Annotated in this window: 21 protein-coding genes; 8 read left to right on the plus strand and 13 right to left on the minus strand. The window is 68.3% G+C overall.

The genetic code is table 11. The features are described from left to right. Positions 1 to 22 precede the first annotated feature (22 nt). From H1343_RS11640 to H1343_RS11650, 3 genes are all read left to right on the plus strand, one after another. Positions 23 to 472, plus strand: a complete 450-nt coding sequence (locus H1343_RS11640; protein WP_185983064.1) for a TIGR02301 family protein — start codon at positions 23 to 25, stop codon at positions 470 to 472. 104 nt (positions 473 to 576) lie between these two features. Then, complete coding sequence (locus H1343_RS11645; protein WP_185983065.1) at positions 577 to 837, plus strand: hypothetical protein; 261 nt, start codon at positions 577 to 579, stop codon at positions 835 to 837. A gap of 30 nt (positions 838 to 867) precedes the next feature. Further along, positions 868 to 1,626, plus strand: a complete 759-nt coding sequence (locus H1343_RS11650) for a hypothetical protein (protein ID WP_185983066.1) — start codon at positions 868 to 870, stop codon at positions 1,624 to 1,626. A 12-nt stretch (positions 1,627 to 1,638) separates the two neighbouring features. Here H1343_RS11650 and H1343_RS11655 read toward each other — a convergent pair whose 3' ends face one another. After that, positions 1,639 to 2,970 carry a dihydroorotase gene (locus tag H1343_RS11655; RefSeq protein ID WP_185983067.1) on the minus strand — a complete coding sequence of 444 codons (1,332 nt, stop codon included), beginning with the start codon at positions 2,968 to 2,970 and terminating at the stop codon, positions 1,639 to 1,641. Positions 2,971 to 3,085: 115 nt separating this feature from the next. Here H1343_RS11655 and ygfZ point away from each other — a divergent pair, with 115 nt between their 5' ends. The 3 genes from ygfZ (at position 3,086) to H1343_RS11670 (ending at position 5,605) form a co-directional block, all read left to right on the plus strand. Then, positions 3,086 to 3,937, plus strand: a complete 852-nt coding sequence (gene ygfZ, locus H1343_RS11660) for a CAF17-like 4Fe-4S cluster assembly/insertion protein YgfZ (protein ID WP_246332983.1) — start codon at positions 3,086 to 3,088, stop codon at positions 3,935 to 3,937. Positions 3,938 to 3,942: 5 nt separating this feature from the next. After that, positions 3,943 to 4,545, plus strand: coding sequence for a YfbR-like 5'-deoxynucleotidase (locus tag H1343_RS11665; RefSeq protein ID WP_425484660.1), 603 nt, complete (start codon positions 3,943 to 3,945; stop codon positions 4,543 to 4,545). Between the two features lie 70 nt (positions 4,546 to 4,615). Next, entirely contained in the window at positions 4,616 to 5,605 is a 990-nt protein-coding gene (locus H1343_RS11670; protein ID WP_185983068.1) for an NUDIX hydrolase, read from the plus strand. On the opposite strand, the gene nadC is transcribed toward H1343_RS11670, so the two are convergent. The 10 genes from nadC to rpoZ all read right to left on the minus strand — a co-directional run bounded on the left by nadC (position 5,606) and on the right by rpoZ (position 15,799). Continuing rightward, a complete protein-coding gene (gene nadC, locus H1343_RS11675) occupies positions 5,606 to 6,469 on the minus strand; it encodes a carboxylating nicotinate-nucleotide diphosphorylase (protein ID WP_185983069.1) in 864 nt (287 codons plus the stop codon). It lies immediately after the preceding gene. Then, positions 6,466 to 8,031, minus strand: a complete 1,566-nt coding sequence (locus H1343_RS11680; protein ID WP_185983070.1) for an L-aspartate oxidase — start codon at positions 8,029 to 8,031, stop codon at positions 6,466 to 6,468. The genes nadC and H1343_RS11680 overlap by 4 nt, the downstream gene beginning before the upstream one ends. A 37-nt stretch (positions 8,032 to 8,068) precedes the next feature. After that, complete coding sequence (gene nadA, locus H1343_RS11685) at positions 8,069 to 9,196, minus strand: quinolinate synthase NadA (protein ID WP_185983071.1); 1,128 nt, start codon at positions 9,194 to 9,196, stop codon at positions 8,069 to 8,071. 125 nt (positions 9,197 to 9,321) lie between these two features. After that, positions 9,322 to 10,065 carry a DNA repair protein RecO gene (gene recO / locus H1343_RS11690; protein WP_185983072.1) on the minus strand — a complete coding sequence of 248 codons (744 nt, stop codon included), beginning with the start codon at positions 10,063 to 10,065 and terminating at the stop codon, positions 9,322 to 9,324. A 12-nt stretch (positions 10,066 to 10,077) separates the two neighbouring features. Continuing rightward, positions 10,078 to 11,028 (minus strand): GTPase Era, encoded by a 951-nt coding sequence (gene era, locus H1343_RS11695; protein ID WP_425484584.1) that lies wholly within the window; start codon positions 11,026 to 11,028, stop codon positions 10,078 to 10,080. A gap of 60 nt (positions 11,029 to 11,088) precedes the next feature. Continuing rightward, positions 11,089 to 11,796, minus strand: coding sequence for a ribonuclease III (rnc, locus tag H1343_RS11700; RefSeq protein WP_185983074.1), 708 nt, complete (start codon positions 11,794 to 11,796; stop codon positions 11,089 to 11,091). Then, the gene (lepB, locus tag H1343_RS11705) at positions 11,784 to 12,518 is read right to left on the minus strand and encodes a signal peptidase I (RefSeq protein WP_185985624.1); all 735 of its coding nucleotides are present in this window, start codon (positions 12,516 to 12,518) and stop codon (positions 11,784 to 11,786) included. Before lepB ends, rnc begins: the two co-directional genes overlap by 13 nt. Positions 12,519 to 12,630: 112 nt before the next feature. Further along, complete coding sequence (acpS, locus tag H1343_RS11710; RefSeq protein WP_185983075.1) at positions 12,631 to 13,035, minus strand: holo-ACP synthase; 405 nt, start codon at positions 13,033 to 13,035, stop codon at positions 12,631 to 12,633. 10 nt (positions 13,036 to 13,045) lie between these two features. Next, positions 13,046 to 15,271, minus strand: coding sequence for a RelA/SpoT family protein (locus H1343_RS11715; protein WP_185983076.1), 2,226 nt, complete (start codon positions 15,269 to 15,271; stop codon positions 13,046 to 13,048). Between the two features lie 108 nt (positions 15,272 to 15,379). Beyond that, on the minus strand, positions 15,380 to 15,799 hold the full coding sequence (rpoZ, locus tag H1343_RS11720) for a DNA-directed RNA polymerase subunit omega (protein ID WP_185983077.1): 420 nt from the start codon (positions 15,797 to 15,799) through the stop codon (positions 15,380 to 15,382). 165 nt (positions 15,800 to 15,964) lie between these two features. On the opposite strand from rpoZ, the gene H1343_RS11725 reads away from it, so the two are divergent. Further along, positions 15,965 to 16,612: a uracil-DNA glycosylase gene (locus H1343_RS11725; protein WP_185983078.1), complete on the plus strand. Its 648-nt coding sequence runs from the start codon at positions 15,965 to 15,967 to the stop codon at positions 16,610 to 16,612. 33 nt (positions 16,613 to 16,645) lie between these two features. On the opposite strand, the gene H1343_RS11730 is transcribed toward H1343_RS11725, so the two are convergent. Further along, entirely contained in the window at positions 16,646 to 17,503 is an 858-nt protein-coding gene (locus H1343_RS11730) for an alpha/beta fold hydrolase (RefSeq protein ID WP_185983079.1), read from the minus strand. A 100-nt stretch (positions 17,504 to 17,603) separates the two neighbouring features. Here H1343_RS11730 and H1343_RS11735 point away from each other — a divergent pair, with 100 nt between their 5' ends. Beyond that, positions 17,604 to 18,500, plus strand: coding sequence for a LysR family transcriptional regulator (locus H1343_RS11735; RefSeq protein WP_185983080.1), 897 nt, complete (start codon positions 17,604 to 17,606; stop codon positions 18,498 to 18,500). Here H1343_RS11735 and smpB read toward each other — a convergent pair. Next, entirely contained in the window at positions 18,497 to 18,976 is a 480-nt protein-coding gene (gene smpB, locus H1343_RS11740; RefSeq protein ID WP_185983081.1) for an SsrA-binding protein SmpB, read from the minus strand. The two genes, H1343_RS11735 and smpB, sit on opposite strands and share 4 nt — an antisense overlap. Positions 18,977 to 19,010: the final 34 nt, after the last annotated feature.

Here is a 19,010-nt window from a genome sequence, read left to right on the forward strand (position 1 = left end):
GACGAGGTCACTAGCTGAAGGCATGCGCTTCACCCGCCGTCACGCCCGCTCCCTCGCCTTCGCCGCCGCGCTTGCTCTCGCCGCGCCCGCCGCCGGGCAGGAGGCGGAACCGGCCCCGGAAGCCTCAGCCGAGGCGCAAGGAGAGGTGCAAGGACCGGTGCGCCCCTCCAATGCGGCCTACATGGCGCCGATGGGCCGGCTCGCCGGCATCCTCGGCTCCATCCATTTCCTGCGCACGCTCTGTGGAGACGACAACGCCTCCGTGTGGCGCGACAAGATGAACGAGCTGATCGAGGCGCAGAAGCCCAACGAGGCGGACCGGCGCATCCTCATCGCGCAGTTCAATGGCGGCTATCGTGCCTTCGAATCGACCTATCGCCAATGTACGCCTGCGGCGGAAGTCGCCACGCGCCGCTACCTCGAAGAAGGTGCAACACTGTCACGCGAAATCAGCGCGCGCTTCGGAAATTAGTGATTCATTGACATTGGCTGCAATCACGCCGCCCGGTTGCGCCGCATGCGTGATAAAGATTTAACGGGGCGTGAATCGCGACGGCACAATTGGAGGTTCCGGGGATGATCGACATGCACGGCGCTGAACTCGACGAGTTGATCGCGGCCGAGAAGAAGCAGGTCGCCTTCGAGTACCACAACGAAGCTTGGGCCGACGGCATCTGCGACGGCATCGAGGCCGAGATCCTGGCCGAGACGGCCATTTCCACCGCCCTTACGGAGCTGGTGCGCCGGCACGGCGAGAGCGAGGTCTTGCAGCTTCTCGACACGCTGCGCCAGCGCATCGTCGAAGGAGAGTTCCTCCCCGACCGCAACCTGCAATAGGCTCCAGAGAGCGAATCAGGCGAGGTGAGGATGACGACGCGACGTTCGCCGACGACATTCTCCGCGATGCTGCTCGCCGGAGCCTTCGGGCTGCACGACGGAGTGGCGAACGCCTTCTCGCAGATCGAGGGGCGCGGCAACGAGGCACTGGAACGCGAAGGCATCCTCACCATCCCGCTGCCGCCGCTTGACCCGGACCGCAACGGCCGGGCGCCGGACTGGGGCGGTGCGCCGGCCGAGAGCGAGCCGGCTGCGGGCGATGAGGAAGAGTTGCAGGGCCCGCCGCAACCGTCTGCCGAGCAGGACAGGCGCGACGCCCAGCCCCTGCCCGTGCGCTACGGCGCCGACGGGCTGCCCGAGCCGGTCCGGGACCTTCGCGAGCGCCTGATGGAGATCGCCCGTGCCGGCGAGATCGAGGCGCTGCGGCCGTATCTGGAAACCGGTGCCTTCTCCACCGCGCTTTCGGTCGTTCCCTTCGAGGGCGATCCGATCGAGTTCCTGAAGGACAATTCGGGCGACGGCGAAGGCGTGGAAATCCTTGCGATCCTGCTGGAAGTCCTCGCCTCGGGCCATGTGCGCGTCGACCCGCAGACGGAGAACGACATCTTCGTCTGGCCCTACTTCACGCAGGTTCCGCTCGACGAACTGGACAAGCGGCAGCTGGTGGAGCTGTTCGAGCTGGTGACAGCCTTCGACTACCAGACCATGCTGGAAGTCGGCGCCTACCATTTCTACCGCGTCGGTATCTCGCCGGAAGGCCGGCTGGAGTTCTTCCTCGCCGGCGACTGACGATCCTTCGCCTCAGCGCGCGCCGCTTTCGGCAAAGCGCACCGGCGCACCGCCGGAGGCCGAGACGATCTCGCCCTCCCACATCACCCGGCGCCCGCGCACGACGGTCCCGACCGGCCAGCCCGTGACCTCGCGCCCGTCATAGGGCGTCCACTGCGCCTTGGAGCCGATCCACGCATTGCGGATCGTCTCGCGGCGCTTGAGGTCGACCACGGTGAAGTCGGCGTCGTAGCCAACCGCGATCCGCCCCTTGCCGGCGATACCGAAGATGCGCTGCGGGCCGGCCGACGTCAGGTCGACGAAGCGGGCAAGTGACATGCGCCCCGCAGCCACATGGTCGAGCATGATCGGAACCAGCGTCTGCACGCCGGTCATCCCCGAGGGCGAAGCCGGATAGGGCTTCGCCTTCTCCTCCAGCGTATGGGGAGCGTGGTCCGAGCCGAGGACGTCCACGACACCCTGGGCGATGCCCTTCCAGACGCCGTCGCGGTGGCGCGCCTCACGCACGGGCGGGTTCATCTGGAGAAGCGTGCCGAGGCGGGCATAGTCGCTCGCGTCCATCGTCAGGTGGTGCGGGGTCGCCTCGCAGGTGACGAGCGCCTTGTGGCCGGCGAGGAAGTCGATCTCTTCGGCCGTCGAGATGTGGAGGACGTGAATGCGCGCGCCCGTCTCCTCGGCTATGCGCACGAGGCGCTCGGTGCACAGCAGCGCAGCTGTCTCGTCGCGCCAGACGGGGTGGGAGGACGGGTCGTTCTCGACGCGCTCGCCGAGGCGTTCGCGCAGGCGGAACTCGTCCTCCGAATGGAAGGCCGCGCGCCGACGGGTGTTCCGCAGGATCGTACGCACGCCCTCATCATCCTCGACGAGCAGCGAGCCGGTGGACGAGCCCATGAAGACCTTGATGCCCGCCGCCCCCGGCAGGCGCTCCAGTTCGCCGACATCGGCCGCATTCTCGCGCGTGCCGCCGACCCAGAAGGCGAAGTCGCAGTGCATGCGCCCGCTGGCGCGGGCGATCTTGTCGGCGAGCGCAGATTCGCTGGTCGTCAGCGGATCGGTGTTGGGCATCTCGAAGACGCTGGTGACGCCGCCGAGAACAGCCGCGCGCGAGCCGGATTCGAGGTCTTCCTTGTGCGTCGGCCCCGGCTCGCGGAAATGCACCTGGCTGTCGATGACGCCGGGGAGGATGTGGAGCCCCGTGCAGTCCACCACCTCGCCGGCGGCGCTCGCCTCGATCGAACCGATCTGCGCGATCCTGCCATTGAGGATGCCGATGTCGCGGACGCCCTCGCCATCCTGGTTGACGACCGTGCCGCCCTTCAGAACCGTGTCGAACGTCGTCGCCATGCCACCTGCCTCGCATCTTTTCCTCGGCCGAGCGAATAGCGCGGCACGGCCGCGCCATCAATGTCGGCGGTTGCCCCACGGCCTCCGGCTGCGCATATCTGCGGCGAGAGACAGTATGAAAGCGCTGCCCATGCCCGCCGCCCTCCTGCCGACCCGAGCGCTCGTCGACGTCACCGGCGCCGAGGCCGAACACTTTCTCCAGAACCTCGTCACCGCCGACATCGAAGGGCTGCCGGACGACCTCGCGCGGCCCTCCGCGCTTCTGACGCCGCAGGGCAAGATCCTGTTCGACTTCCTCGTCAGCCGGATCGACGGCGGCTTCCGGCTCGACGTCGCCTCCAGCGCGCGCGCCGATCTCGTGAAGCGCCTGATGCTTTATCGTCTGCGCGCCAAGGTCGCGATCGAGCCCGCGGACGGCGAGGTCGCGGCCGTATGGGAGGCCGACGAGGCGCCCGCCGGCGCGCTCGCCGACGGTCGTTTTCCGGGCGGCGAGGTCTATCGCCTCTACGGCGTCGACCTTGCCGGTGATTCGAGCGCGTCCGACTATCGTGCGATGCGCATCGCGGCGGGCGTGCTGGAGGCGGAGGCCGACTTTCCCGCCGCCGACGTCTTCCCGCACGATGTCCTCCTCGACCAGAACGGCGGCGTGTCCTTCAAGAAGGGCTGCTTCGTCGGGCAGGAGGTCGTGTCTCGGATGCAGCATCGCGGCACCGCGCGCCGCCGCGTGATGGTGCTGCGAGCCGAGGGGCATCTGTCCGAGGGTGCCAATGTCGAGGCGGACGGCCGTACGGTCGGCACGCTTCTGGCGGCCGCCGGGAAGGTCGGCGCCGCGATCCTGCGCATCGACAAGGTGGCCGAGGCGCTGCGCGGCGGGCAGACCCTGAGCGTCGACGGCGTGCCGGTGGAGGCCGAGGTTCCCGCCTGGGCCGGCTATGTGCTTCCGGCCGAGAGCGAGGCCTCCGCTTGAGCCGCGTGCGGGCACTGAAGGCGCCAGCGACGCCACGCGTGTGGCAGCGCATGCTCTCCGGCCGCCGGCTCGACCTTCTGGATCCCTCCCCGCTCGACATCGAGATCGAAGACATCGCCCACGGGCTCGCGCGCGTCGCGCGCTGGAACGGGCAGACGAAGGGCGGCCATGCCTTCTCGGTGGCGCAGCACTCGCTCATCGTGGAGGAGATCGTGGCCGGCGAGGAGGACGATCCGCGCTGCCGGCTCGCCGCGCTCCTGCACGATGCGCCCGAATACGTCATCGGAGACATGATCTCGCCGTTCAAGGGCGTCCTCGGAGAGCACTACAAGGGCGTGGAGAAGCGGCTTCAACGCGCGATCCACCTGCGCTTCGGCCTCTCGCCCGAACTCCCCCCGGCGCTGGAGAAGCGTATCAAGCGCGCGGACAGGCTCTCGGCCCATCACGAGGCCGTGCTTCTGGCCGGCTTCACCCGTACGGAAGCCAAGACGCTGTTCGGAACGGCGGGCTCACTCGCCCCCGAGCGCTTCGCGCCGATCGCCGCCGGCCCGGCACAGGACGCCTATCTCGAGCGCTTCCACAGCCTCGATGCGGCGTTGCGAAACTGATTCCCCCGATCCCGCCAAGTGCCTCACCCAGCGGTGGAAATCGCAGCAGGCTGAGATATTGATTCAACCGATGGAAACGCCTGCCACCCCCGCCCAGCCTGATCCGCACCCGGCCGTCGAGGTGGGCCTCAGCGCGGCGATCGTCTCGATGGCCGACGGCAGCCCGCGCGTTCTCATCGCGCCGCGCCGCGCGGGCGAGCCGGACGGCCTGCCGCTCGGCCCCTTCGACCCGCTGCATCACCGCACCTTCGAGATGGGCCTGCGCTCCTTCGTGGGCGAGCAGACCGGGCTCTCGCTGGGCTATGTCGAGCAACTCTACACCTTCGGAGATCGCGGGCGGCACCGTGCCCATGCGGACGAGGCGCCGCACGTCGTCTCCGTCGGCTATCTGGCGCTGACCCGGCCCGAACCGGACGAGAACGAGACCATCTCGGCCACCGGCTCGCGCTGGAGGCCCTTCTACCACTATCTACCATGGGAGGACTGGCGCGAGGGACGCCCCTCCGTCATCGACGCAACGATCCTGCCGGCGCTTCGCCGGTTTTCGCCGCAGCCCAACCCTGGCCGCGCGCGCGCGGGTTCCTGGACCGAGCGGCTGACGCTCGCCTTCGGCAACGGCACGACGGGCTGGGACGAGGAGCGCGCACTCGACCGCTACGAAATGCTCTACGAGGCGGGGCTGGTGGAAGAGGCCGCACGCGACGGGCGCGCGATGCCGCAAAGCATCGAGCCGCTCGGCGCGCCGATGCGCTTCGATCACCGGCGGATCCTCGCCACGGCCATCGCGCGGCTGCGCGCCAAGCTGAAATACCGGCCCGTCGTGTTCGAACTCCTAGAGCCCGAATTCACGCTCGGCCAGCTTCAGCGCACGGCGGAGGCCATCGCCGGGCGCCCCGTCCACAAGCAGAATTTCCGCCGCTTCGTGGAGACGACGGGTCTCGTCGAGCCGACCGGCGGCGTCAGCGCGGCGACGGGCGGGCGCCCGGCCGCGCTCTTCCGCTTCCGCCCGGAGGTGACGCGCGAGCGCCCCTCGCCCGGCATCCGCTTCGGGCGGGGATGATCAGGCGATTTCGATGTCCAGCCCGAGGTCGAGAGCGGGCGCGGACATGGTGATCTTCGAGGTGGAGATGAGATCGACGCCGCTCGCGGCGATTTCCGCCACGGTATCCAGATCGACATTGCCGGACGCCTCCAGGCGCGCGCGGCCCGCCGTCATTTTCACGGCCCGGGCAAGGGTCGCCGCATCCATGTTGTCGAGGAGGACGGCGTCCGCCCCGGCCTCGATCGCCTCGGAAAGCTGCTCCAGCGTGTCGACCTCGATCTCGATCGCCACGAGATGGCCTGCATAGGCCTGTGCGGCCCTTAGCGCCGGCGTAACACCGCCCGCGACCGCGATGTGGTTGTCCTTGATCAGGACGGCGTCGTCGAGCCCGAAGCGATGGTTCGCGCCGCCGCCGCAGCGCACGGCGTATTTCTCCGCCCAGCGCAGGCCCGGCAGCGTCTTGCGGGTGCAGACGATCTTCGCGCCCGTGCCCTCCACGGCGACGACGAAGCGGGCCGTCAGCGAGGCGACGCCCGAAAGGTGCATCAGGAAGTTGAGCGCCGTGCGCTCGGCCGAAAGCAGCGCGCGCGCGTCGCCCTCGATCTCGGCGACGACGTCGCCCGGGACAAGCCGCGCGCCGTCGCCGAGATGCGCGGTGAAGCGCAGATCGCCGTCCATCTGCCGGAAGGCCTCGCCCGCCAGCGGCAGGCCGGCGAGGACGCCCTCGCGGCGGGCGGCGAGCGTCGCGCGTGCAATACGGCCAGGCGCGATGGTCGCCATCGAGGTGATGTCGCCCGCCCGGCCGAGGTCTTCCAGGAGCGCAGCGCGTACGAGGTCGGCGACGAGGGGCGCGGGCAGTTCCGGCAGATGGGCGAGCGTCACGCGGGCAGTCCTTCAGGTTGCGGAATGACGGGCGCCTGCGCTTCGCCGAGCGTCGCGAAGGAGCGGTGGCGATCGGCCTCCACGGCTTGCGGATGGTCGCTGCGCTCGTGCGCGCCGCGGCTTTCCTCACGCTTCAGCGCGCCGTGGGCGATCATCCTGCACGCGGCGAGTTCGTTGCGATGCGCCGGCGCGCCCGGCAGGCGATCCATCGCGGCGATCTCGGCGAGGGCGAAGGCGAGGCCCTTCGCATCGCGCACGACACCGACATGCCGGCTCATCAGGGCGCGAAGGCGCGCCATCAGAGCGGCGTCTTCGCCTGCCGAGGCCGGGGCGGACACGGGCGCGACCTCGCCTTCGACACCCGAAGGCGGCAGGACAGAAAGGTCGGCCGCCACGCGCGCGGCGAAGACCACGGCCTCGAGCAGCGAATTGGAGGCGAGGCGGTTGGCGCCGTGGACACCTGTGGACGAAACCTCGCCGCAGGCCCACAGACCCGGCAGCGATGCACGGCCGTTCGCATCCGTAAGGACGCCGCCCATGTGGTAGTGGACCGCCGGCACGACCGGGATCGGCTGCGTCACCGGATCGATGCCCGCCGCAATGCAGGAGGCGTAGACCGTCGGGAAGCGATTGGGGAATTCGGCGCCCACCGCCGCGCGGCAGTCCAGGAAGGCGCCGGCGCCGCTCGTGACCTGCCGGAAGATCGCGCGCGCGACGACATCGCGCGGAGCGAGTTCGGCGTCGGGATGAACGGCGGGCATGAAGCGCTCCCCATGCCGGTCGACGAGCGTCGAGCCCTCGCCGCGCAGCGCCTCCGTGGCGAGCGGCGCGGGGTCCGCACCGATGTCGATGGCGGTCGGGTGGAACTGCACGAACTCGGCGTCGGCGATCACCGCGCCCGCACGCGCGGCCATGCCAAGCCCGCGCCCGCCGGCCTCCGAGGGGTTGGTGGTAACGGCGAAGAGGTGGCCGATGCCGCCTGAGGCGAGCACCACGGCCGCGCCGCGCCACTCGAAGGCCTCGCTGCCGCACAGGAAGCGCACACCGAAGACGCGACCGTTCTCGGTCAGGAGATCGCTCGCCACCGCATTCTCGATGACGGTGATGGAGGGCGTCGCGCGCACCTTGGCGACCAGCGCCTCCATGATGGCGCGCCCGGCCATGTCGCCGCGCACGCGCACGATGCGGCGCTCCGAATGGGCCGCCTCGCGCGAGAGGTCGAGCCGGCCCTCGAGATCCCGGTCGAAGGGCACGCCGTAGGCAAGAAGATCGTGGACGCGGTCCGGGCCGTCCTCGATCATGCCGCGCGCCATCGCCTCGTCGACGATGCCGGCGCCTGCCGCGAGCGTGTCGGCGAGATGCTTGTCGAAGGTGTCGCCCTCGGCCATCGCCGCCGCGATGCCGCCCTGCGCCCAGGCCGAGGAGGCCCCCTGCCCGATGGGCGCGGCGGCCAGCACCACGACCGGGCGCGGGCTGAGCTTGAGGGCGCAGAACAGGCCGGCTAGACCACCGCCGACGACGAGGATGGGCGCGGTCGCGTCCACAGGTGCGGCCCGGTTCATGCCGATGCCTCCCGATGCGCTCCGGCGGGGCCGGCGCTCAGTTGTTGAGATTGACCATCCGCTCGACGGCGGCGCGGGCGCGTTCGGCCAACCCCGGATCGACCGTGACCTCCTCGCGCATGTTGACGAGGGTGTCGAGGATCTTGGGGAGCGTGATGCGCTTCATGTGCGGGCACATGTTGCAGGGCTTCACGAACTGCACCCCCGGCGCCGACGTCTCGACATTCGAGGCCATCGAGCATTCGGTGACAAGCAGCACCTTGGAGCCCGGCGCCTGCCCCGTCGCATAATCGATCATGCCGCTGGTCGAGCCGGCATAGTCGGCGACGGCCACCACTTCGGGCGGGCATTCGGGATGGGCGACGATGCGGATTTCGGGATCGGCACGCTTGTAGGCGAGGAGTTCGTCGGCGGTGAAGCGCTCGTGGACCTCGCAATGGCCCTTCCAGGTGAGGATCTTCACGTTGGTCTGCCGCGCGACGTTCTGCGCCAGATACTCGTCCGGGATCATCAGGACCGTATCGACGCCGAGGCTCTCGACCACCTGCACCGCGTTGGAGGAGGTGCAGCAGATGTCGGACTCGGCCTTCACCTCGGCCGAGGTGTTGACGTAGGTCACGATCGGCACGCCCGGATGCGCCTCGCGCAGAAGCCGTACGTCGGCGCCGGTGATGGATTCGGCGAGCGAGCAGCCGGCCCGCATGTCCGGGATCAGCACCGTCTTGTCCGGGCACATCAGCTTGGACGTCTCGGCCATGAAGTGAACGCCGCACTGGACGATGATGCCGGCATCGACCTTGGCCGCCTCGCGCGCGAGCTGCAGCGAATCGCCGACGATATCGGCGACGCCGTGGAAGATCTCGGGCGTCTGGTAGTTGTGCGCGAGGATGACCGCGCCACGCTCCTTCTTCAGCCGGTTGATCGCGGCGATGTAGGGCGCGTGCATTGGCCATTCGATGCGCGGGATGTGGTGCGTGACCTTGGCGTAGATGGGCTCGACCTCGGCCGCGACCTCCGGCGTGAACTCCAGCGACGGCATCTCGAGGACGCCGAAACGGCGCGCGGCATCGGAGACGGCAGGCGCCTGCGGCCGGGCGAGAAGACGCGCGGGAACGGCCGGGCCGCGGCCCTCACCGACGATGGAAGCACGAGCGAGACTGGACATTGCATACTCCCTACACCGACCTTTGTCGGCCTCGGCCATTTTTGCTCATTTTGAGCAAAAGGGTGGCCGAAGAAAACGCACCGATCGGGTGCGTGATGAATACCTAGTCTCTCCTCGCCTCTCTTTCAAGCACCCTGCCCGTCCGCGTGACAGGCCGCGAGGAACGCGCGACGCGGTGCGGGCTCGGGCAGGTTGCGCGGCTCCCAGAGATGGCGCGCGAGGAAATGGCCCGTCAGCGCATAACCCTGCGCGAGTTGTCCGGCCTCCTCGCCGGCGGGGATCATCCGCTCCTCCTCCGTCATCAGCACGGGCAGCGGCAGGAGCTTGTCGCGCCAGGGCTCGCCGGCTTCCGCCGTGACCGCGCGGCCGGTGCGCGGCGAGACGTAGGCGAGCCCTTCGCGCGCGCCGGTGAGCGCGCAGCACTCCAGATCGAGGCCGAAGCCCATGTCTTCCAGTAGAGCGACCTCGAAGCCGAGGATCATGCGCGGGAGCCCCGCCACCTCGTCCAGCGCCTCCAGGATCGCAGCGAGCGCATCGTAAAGGCGCGGATGCGGCTCGCGTTCGGCCAGAAGCCGCAGATGGGCGGCGACGAGCTGCACGCCATGCAGGGCCAGCGGGCTTTCCATCAAGAGAGCCGCGCGCAGCGCCACGGGCTCCACCGTCATCGCACCCAGATGCTCGTCGAGCCGGGCGCGCCATGTCGCCTCGATCTCGTTGCCGGGCTGCAGCACCGGCTGCTGGCGGCGCGAGCGGCCGCCGCGCACGAGGCCGAGATGGCGGCCGCGCTCGCGGGTCATCAGTTCCGCGACGGCGCTCGTCTCGCCGTGGCGGCGAACGCCGAGGATGATGGCGCGGTCACGCCACTCCATGACGGCTTATCCTCAAGGGGCGAAATCCAGCCCCATCTCGCGGTAGCGCTCCGGGTCGTCGCTCCAGTTCTCGCGCACCTTAACGAACAGGAAGAGGTGGATCTTCTCGTCGGCGGCTTCCATGATGTCCTTGCGGGCGGCCTGGCCGATGGCTTTGATGGTTTCGCCCTTGCGGCCAAGCACGATGGCCTTCTGCGAATCGCGCTCGACATAGATCGTCTGCTCGACGCGCACCGAACCGTCCGGCCGCGTCTCCCACAGTTCCGTCTCGACGGTGGAGGCGTAGGGCAGTTCCTGGTGCAGGCGCAGGAACAGCTTCTCGCGGGTGATCTCGGCCGCGAGCTGGCGCAGCGGCAGGTCCGAAATCTGGTCCTCGGGGTAGTACCAGGGACCTTCCGGCAGGCGCGTCGACAGATAGCCCATCAGGTCGGCGCAGCCCGAGCCCGTGAGCGCCGAGACCATGAAGACGCGCTCGAACTCCATCTTCTCGGAAATCTCCTGCGTCAGGCCGAGCAGCCTGTCGCGCTTGATGCGGTCGATCTTGTTGAGAAGGAGGATCGCCGGTCGGCCGCTCTCCTTCAGGCGCGAAAGGATCGTCTCGACCTCCTCGGAAATGCCGCGTTCGGCATCCACGATGGCGAGCACGACGTCGGCGTCCTTGGCGCCGCCCCAGGCGGTCTTGACCATCGCGCGGTCCAGCCGACGCTTCGGCGCGAAGACACCGGGCGTGTCGACGAAGACGATCTGCGCCCGGCCCTCGATCGCGATGCCGCGCACCAGCGCGCGTGTCGTCTGCACCTTGTGCGTGACGATCGAGACCTTGGTACCGACGAGCTGGTTGACGAGCGTGGACTTGCCAGCGTTGGGCGCGCCGATGAGCGCGACGAAGCCCGAGCGCGTCGGGCTTCCCGGCGCTGCCGCGTCGATGGGTTCGGGGCCGGAAGCGGCGTCCGTTTCGGTCAAATCAAAAGCCTTCTCAAAAATTCGCATCGCGGCACGCCGCGAAAGCCCGATGATACGCCTTCAGGCGCCGGCGCTCCAGACGCCTTCGCGCAGGAGCATGGCGGTGGCCGCCTCCTGCTCCGCGATGCGTTTGGAACGTCCGGTGCCCTGCGTCGGCTTCACGCCCTGAACGCTCGCGCTGACGGTGAAGACGGGTTCGTGATCGGGCCCCGTTCGCTCCAGCATCTCGTAGCGCGGCGGCTGGCCGCAGCGCTTGTGCGCCCATTCCTGCAGCTCGGTCTTGGGATCGCGCCGCGCGAAGGATGCCTGCCCCAGCCGGACCTCCCAGAAGCGCAGGATGAAGGCGCGCGCCGCCGGCAGTCCGTGATCGAGATAGACCGCCGCGATCAGCGCCTCCACCACGTCGGCGCGCACGTTCCGCGTGCGCTCGCCACCGAGCGACTTGAGATCGCCGCCATGGCGTATGAACCGCTCCAGCCCGATCTCGTCGGCGACCTCCGCACAGGTCTCGGCCGAGACGAGCGTGTTGAGCCGCACCGAAAGATCGCCCTCGTCCGATCCTGGATACAGCTCGAACAGGCGCTCTGCGACGACAAGGCCGAGCACGCGATCGCCGAGGAACTCCAGCCGCTCGTAATCGGCCCCGTCGCCGCGCCTGCGCAGCGAGGAATGGGTCAGCGCGCGCTCCAGCCGGGCGCGGTCCGCGAAGCGGATGCCGATCAGTTCCTCGAGGCCGCCCGCGAGTTCGGGGCGCCTCAACCGAGCCATGTCAGGAGACGGCCCGGACGCAGGCTCGTCGGCCACTGCCAGATCTCGAGCGGCGAGACGTCGTTGTCGATCGAGAAGAAGATCACCTGCGCCTTGCCGACGAAGTTCTCGAAGGGCACGTAGCCGACGTCGAAGCGTGAATCGGCCGAATTGTCGCGATTGTCACCCATCATGAAGTAATGCCCCTCGGGCACCACGAACTCGCGCGTGTTGTCGCCGGCCGAGGCGGGTGTGATGTCGAGCGTCAGATAGCTGACGCCGTTCGGCAGCGTCTCGCGATACTGCGGAACGCGCTCGCCATCGGAGCCGACGAACGTTTCGACGGGCTCCTTCGGCACCGCTTCTCCGTTGAGGTAAAGGACGCCGTCACGCATCTGCACCCGGTCCCCGGGCATGCCGACGAGGCGCTTGATGTAGTCGACCTGCGGCTCGTTCGGCTTGCGGAAGACGACCACGTCGCCCAGTTCGGGATCGGAGGCGAGGACGCGCCCGTCGAAGAGGTCCGGCGAAAGCGGGAACGAATATTTCGAGAAGCCGTAGCTCCACTTGGTCACGAAGAGATAGTCGCCGACGAGAAGCGTCGGCATCATCGAGCCTGAGGGAATGGAGAAGGGCTGGAAGAGGAAGGTGCGGATCACCAGCGCCAGCAACAGCGCCTGCACGATGACCTTCACGGTCTCGCCGAAACCGCCCTTTTCCTTGCGTTCGGCCCGCTCGACCATGTTCTGCCCTTCGAATCCGATGTGGCGGGCCAGCAAGCCGCGCCAGCGCCTTAGTAATGACTTGGGGGTGTCAGGGCAATGAGCGCCCGGTTGTTTTGCCGCGCCCGCGCCATCACGATGCCGAAGGCCGCGCCTCGATGACGACGAAGGCCTGAGCGAGAGGATGGTCGTCGGTGATCGTCAGATGCACGAAGGCCTCGTGGCCCTGCGGCGTCAGTTCCCTGAGGCGCTCGGCTGCCCCGCCCGTCAGGCGCATCGTCGGCTGGCCGCCCGGCAAATTGACGACGCCCATGTCGCGCCAGAAGACACCGCGCGCGAGACCGGTCCCCAGCGCCTTGGCACAGGCCTCCTTGGCCGCGAAGCGCTTGGCGTAAGAGGCCGCGCGCTGCGCGCGCCGATCGGACTTCGCCCGCTCGACAGGCGTGAAGACGCGCGCCTGGAAGCGCTCGCCATGCCGCTCCAGCGTCTTCTCGATGCGTCGGATGTCGATGAGGTCCGAGCCGATGCCGATGATCATCGCGCCGCCCTCACCCGTTCACCCGCACGGCGTCCGTCACGCAGGTGCGGGCGCGAAGCTGGTTCAGCGTGCGCATCAGGTGCGGGAGATTCCAGACCTCGAGGTCGATCATCATCACGGTCACGTCCGGCGCGGTCGTCACCATGGAGAGGTTGTGGATGTTGGCGTCGTTCTGCGCGATCGTGTCGGCGATCTCGGCGAGCGTTCCAGGTTCGTTGATCGCCGAGACGCGAACCCTCGCAGGAAAGCGCGTCGACATCTCGGCGTCGAGGTCCCAGCGCACGTCCACCCAGCGGTCGGGCTCGTCGTCGAAATCGGTGAGCGCAGGGGACTGGATCGGGTAGATGGTGATGCCCTTGCCGGGCTCGATGATGCCGACGATCCGATCTCCGGGCACGGCACCATCCGGCGAGAAGCGCACCGGCAGATCGTTGCCCGTGCCGCGGATCGGCAGCGCGCCGGGCTTCTCCTCCGGGCTCTTCGGGCTCTTCGAGCGGCCGGGAATGCGGAAGATCATGCCGGCCGCCGTGCGCAGGCCGAACCAGCCCTCCTCCTCGCTCTTCACCGCGGGCTTCACGGCGCGCGAATCCTGGAAGTCCGGGTGGACGGCGCGCAGCACGTCCGCCGAGGCGAGCTCGCCTCGCCCGACGGAGGCCAGCGCGTCCTCCACTTCCTTGTGCCCGACCTTCGAGAGGTAGGGCTTCAGGCTCTCCTTGGAGAAGGTCTTGCCGGAGCGGGCGAAGGCGCGCTCGAGGATCTGCTGGCCGAGCCCGGAATACTGCTTGCGGATCGACATCTTGGTGGCGCGGCGGATGGCGGCGCGCGCCTTGCCGGTGATGGCGACCGATTCCCACGCCTGCGGCGGCGTCGAGGCCTTGGAGCGGATGATCTCCACCTCGTCGCCATTGGCGAGTTCGGTGACGACGGGCATGATGCGGCCGTTGATCTTGCAGCCGACGCATGTGTCGCCGACGTCCGTGTGGACGGCGTAGGCGAAGTCGATCGGCGTCGCGCCGCGCGGCAGCGCGATCAGCCGACCCTTCGGCGTGAAGCAGAAGACCTGGTCCTGGAAGAGTTCGAGCTTGGTGTTCTCGAGGAACTCCTCCGGCGTTTCGCCCTCCGACAGCATCTCGATCGTGCGCCGAAGCCATGCGAAGGCCGATGATTCGCTGCGCAGGCGGTCGGCCGGGCCGTCCTGCGGCACGCCGTCCTTGTAGAGCTCGTGGGCGGCGATGCCGTATTCGGCCACCTCGTGCATCTCTCGCGTGCGGATCTGAAGTTCGACACGCTGGCGCGAGGGACCGACGATGGTGGTGTGGATCGAGCGATAGTCGTTCTGCTTGGGGATCGAGATGTAGTCCTTGAACCGCCCCGGCACGAGCGGCCAGGTGCGGTGGACGATGCCGAGCGTGCGGTAGCAGTCCTCCTCGCTCGCCACGATCACCCGGAAACCGAAGATGTCGGAGAGCTGTTCGAGGGAGAGCGCCTTCCTCTGCATCTTCGAGAAGACCGAGTAGGGCTTCTTCTGGCGCCCGGAAACCTCCGCCTCGATGCCGCTTTCGGCGAGGCGCTGCGTCAGCGTCTCCTCGATCTGGGCGATGGTCCCGGCATGCTTCTCGCGCAGCTCGTTCAGGCGCGCGGTGACGGTCTCGTAGGCCTCGAGGTTCACGTGGCGGAAGGCGAGGTTCTCCAGTTCCTCGCGCATGCCCTGCATGCCCATGCGCCCGGCGAGCGGCCCGTAGATGTCGAGCGTCTCCTGCGCGATGCGCGCGCGCTTGTCCTCACGCATGTGGTGGAGCGTGCGCATGTTGTGGAGGCGGTCGGCGAGTTTGACGAGAAGCACGCGGATGTCGTCGGCGATGGCGAGAAGCAGCTTGCGCAGGTTCTCGGCCTGCTCGGCCTTCTTGGAGACGAGCTCGAGGCGCTTCAGCTTGGTCAGGCCCTCGACGAGCTGACCGATGCGCGGGCCGAAGAGCTGGTCGATCTCCTTGCGCGTCGCGTCCGTGTCCTCGATCGTGTCGTGCAGCAGCGCGACCGCGATCGTCTGCTCGTCGAGATGCAGATCCGTGAGGATCGCGGCCACTTCGAGCGGATGGGAGAAATACGGATCGCCCGAGGCGCGCTTCTGCGCCCCGTGCTTCTGCATGGCATAGACATAGGCCCGATTCAGCAGCCCCTCGTCGACATTGGGCTTGTACGCGGCGACCCGCTCGACGAGTTCGTATTGGCGCATCATCGAAGCGCGATATCCTCCGGAACGAAGAAGGGGCGCGGCCGGACGGCCGCACCCCTTTCATATAAGGCTTCCAAAGTGCCCTGCGGAAGGGTCCGCAGACGCGCCTTCTCAGAAATCGTCGTTCTTCTCGGGCGGCACCAGGCCCTCGATGCCTGCGAGGAGATCGTCCTCGGACATGCGGTCGAAGGCGATGTTGTCGTCCTCGCCATTGGCGGCGAGCGCATCGGCGGCCGCGGCGGACGAATCCGACCCTTGCGTGATCGCGCCGGCCGAAGGCGCCTGCGGCTCCGGCTCATCCACTTCGACGTGCTTCTGCAGCGAGTGAATCAGGTCTTCCTTCAGGTCGTCGGGCGAGAGCGTCTCGTCGGCGATCTCGCGCAGCGCGACGACCGGGTTCTTGTCGTTGTCGCGGTCGATGGTGATCGGCTGGCCCTGCGCGATGAGGCGGGCGCGGTGGCTAGCGAGGAGCACGAGCTCGAAGCGGTTCTCGACCTTATCGACGCAGTCTTCTACGGTGACGCGGGCCATGGCCTGTCTCCTCGTGTTTTCGCATGAGCGGGATCAAGGGGCTCCCTTATCGCCTTGACAGTGCGAAGACAAGGGGTTGTTGCTCCCGCACGGTTGACGCGAGGGTGCATCTGCCGTCTTCCAGCCCGGCGATCCGCCGTGGCCACCCGAAAGCCGACCGTCACCATGCCCCTCCCCGCTGTCCCGTCCGACTGCCCGCTCTGCCCGCGCCTTGCCGCCTTCCGCCACGAATGGCGCGCGAAGGAGCCCGGCTGGCACAACGCTCCGGTGCCCGAGTTCCTGCCCGAAGGCGGCGCACAGGCCGTGCGCCTCCTCGTCGTGGGCCTCGCGCCGGGCCTGCGCGGCGCGAACCGCACCGGGCGCCCCTTCACCGGAGACTATGCGGGCGACCTTCTCTATGCCACGCTCAAGCGCTTCGGCTTCGCGCGCGGCACCTTCGCGGCGCGCCCGGACGACGGGCTGACGCTGATCGACGCCGCCATCGTCAATGCCGTGCGCTGTGTGCCGCCGCAGAACAAGCCGACGGGGCCGGAGATCAACACCTGCCGGCAGTTCCTCACCCCGGCGATCGGGGCTTCTCCGCGCCTCTCCGTCATCGTCACGCTCGGCCGCATCGCCCACGATTCGACGGTGCGCGCGCTGGGTGCCAGGCTGAAGGACGCCCCCTTCGCGCACGCTGCGCAAACGCGCATCGGCGGCATCGACATCGTCTCCAGCTACCATTGCTCGCGCTACAACACGAACACCGGCCGGCTGACCGAGGCGATGTTCACCGACGTCTTCGAGAAGGCGCGCGCGGCCCTCGACGCCTAGCGGCGCGCGCTTTGACACAGAAACCGGAACGCCTCAGCCGAGCTTGGCCAGGAAGCCGCGCATCAGATCGGCGATCTCCGTCGCATGCGTTTCCAGCGCGAAGTGCCCGGCATCGAGGAGATGGATCTCCGCGTCCGGCAGGTCGCGCCGATACGCCTCGGCGCCTGCCGGAACGAAAGCCGGGTCGTGCCGCCCCCACACCGCCAGGAGCGGCGGGCGATGCGCGCGGAAATAGGCCTGGAAGGACGGGTAGAGCGCGACGTTCGAGCGATAGTCGAGAATGAGGTCGAGTTGGATCTCCTCGGCGCCCGGCCGCGACATGTAGGCGATGTCGAGCTCGTACCCGTCGGGTGACAGGCGCCTCGGGTCGGCGCCCGTCCCGTACTGCCACTCCCGGATCGTCTGCGGCGAAAGGGAGGGCCGGCAGGCTTCGCGGTTCTCGGCACTCGGCTCTCGCCAATAGGCCTCCCATGATCCCCACTCATCGCTGAACCCGTCGAGATACGCATTGCCGTTTTGCGAGACGATCGCCGAGACGCGTTCGGGATGACGCGTGGCGAGACGCAGGCCGACCGGCGCGCCATAGTCGAAGACATAGAGCGCATAGCGGTCGAGCCCCATGGCGTCCGTGAAACCTTCGATCACGTCGGCAAGCTCGTCGAACGTATAGTCGAACATGCCGCGCGGCGGCGCCTTCGTCTGGCCGAAGCCCGGCAGGTCCGGCGCGATCAGGCGGAAGCGATCGGCCAGAAGCGGGATGAGATCCCGGAACATGTGGCTGGCGCTCGGAAAGCCGTGCAGCAGCAGGATCACCGGCGCGTCGGCAGGCCCTGCCTCGCGGTAGAAGACGCTGACGTCACCGACGTCCTGAAATCCGTATCTCGCAATCATCGCTCAATCCTTTCCCTCGGAGAAGGAAAAGCTATCGCTAGCTGCGCGATGAAATAATATGGCTTTTCCGAAAAGCTTGATTTCAGATTCTGGAACGATCATGGACCGCCTCGACGCCATCGCCATCTTCGTCGCCGTGGTCGACGCCGGATCTCTCGCAGCGGCAGCGCGCCGGCTCGCCCGCTCGCCCGCCTCGGTGACGCGAGCCGTCGCGCAGGTGGAAGCCGAAGCAGGGGAGCGCCTTCTGGAACGCACGACGAGGCGCTTCGCGGTGACGGAGGCCGGCGCGCGCCACGCCGCCGTCTACCGCGCGGTTCTCGGCGAAATCGGAGCATTGCGACGCGCAGACGGCAACGTCGAAATCGCCGGGACCGTCGTCGTCACGGCGCCCGAGCTCTACGGACGAATGCATGTCACGCCGGTGGTGGCGAGCTTCATGGAGCGCCATCCCGCCGCGCGGGTGCGCCTTCTCCTCCTCAACCGGATGGTGGATCTCGTCTCGGAGGGCGTCAATGTCGCGATCCGCCTCGCCGAGCTTCCCGATTCATCGCTGACGGCGATCCGGCTCGGTCAAGTGCGTCGCCTCACCTGCGCGGCACCCGCTTATCTGCAGACCAACCCCGGGCCGAAGCACCCTTCCGGGCTTGCGGAGCATCGCTGCATCGGGCTCAACGATGCCGGCACGCAGGAGCTCTGGCCCTACCGCGAGGCTGATGGTCGCATCCGCTCCGTTCGCGTGACCTGCGCCCTTGCGTCGAACAACGCCGCCGCCGCCATCGATGCGGCCGAGCGCGGCATGGGGATCGTGCGCCCCCTCTCCTATCAGGTCGAACGGCAGATCGCGGACGGGCGCCTCGAGACGATCCTCGAGCCGTACGAGCCCGACCCTGTGCCCGTCAGCATGGTGTTCCAGCCGGCGCGCCCCGCCGGCGGCGCGGCGCGCGCCTTCATCGACCATGCCGCACCGCTTCTGCGGAAGGCGGCGAGCAACGCCTAGTCCCGGCCGCCTTCCTTCATCAGGCGCTGCTTCTGGCGGTTCCAGTCACGCTCCTTCAGCGTCTCACGCTTGTCGGGCGCGTTCTTGCCGCGCGCGACCGCAAGCTCCAGCTTCGCGCGGCCGCGCTCGTTGAAGTAGATCTTCAACGGCACCAGCGTCATGCCGTCGCGCTGTACCGCACCGGCGAGACGGTTGCGTTGCGCCGCGTGGACGAGGATCTTCCGCCGCCGCTTCGGTTCATGGTTGAAGCGGTTGGCCTGTAGATATTCCGGCACGAAGGAGTTGATCAGCCAGATCTCCCCGCCCTCCTCCGTCGCGTAGGATTCGGCGATGGTCGCGCGGCCCTCGCGCAGCGACTTGACCTCGGTGCCCGTGAGCACGAGCCCAGCCTCCAGCGTATCGACGATCTCGTAGTTGAACCGCGCCTTGCGGTTCTCCGCCGCGACGTTCGACTTGTCCTTCTTCGCCTTGGCCATCACATCGCCGGCGAAGGCACAACGCGCCTTCGCC

It is taken from the genome of Aureimonas mangrovi, from assembly GCF_014058705.1.
Taxonomy (GTDB): Bacteria; Pseudomonadota; Alphaproteobacteria; order Rhizobiales; family Rhizobiaceae; genus Aureimonas; species Aureimonas mangrovi.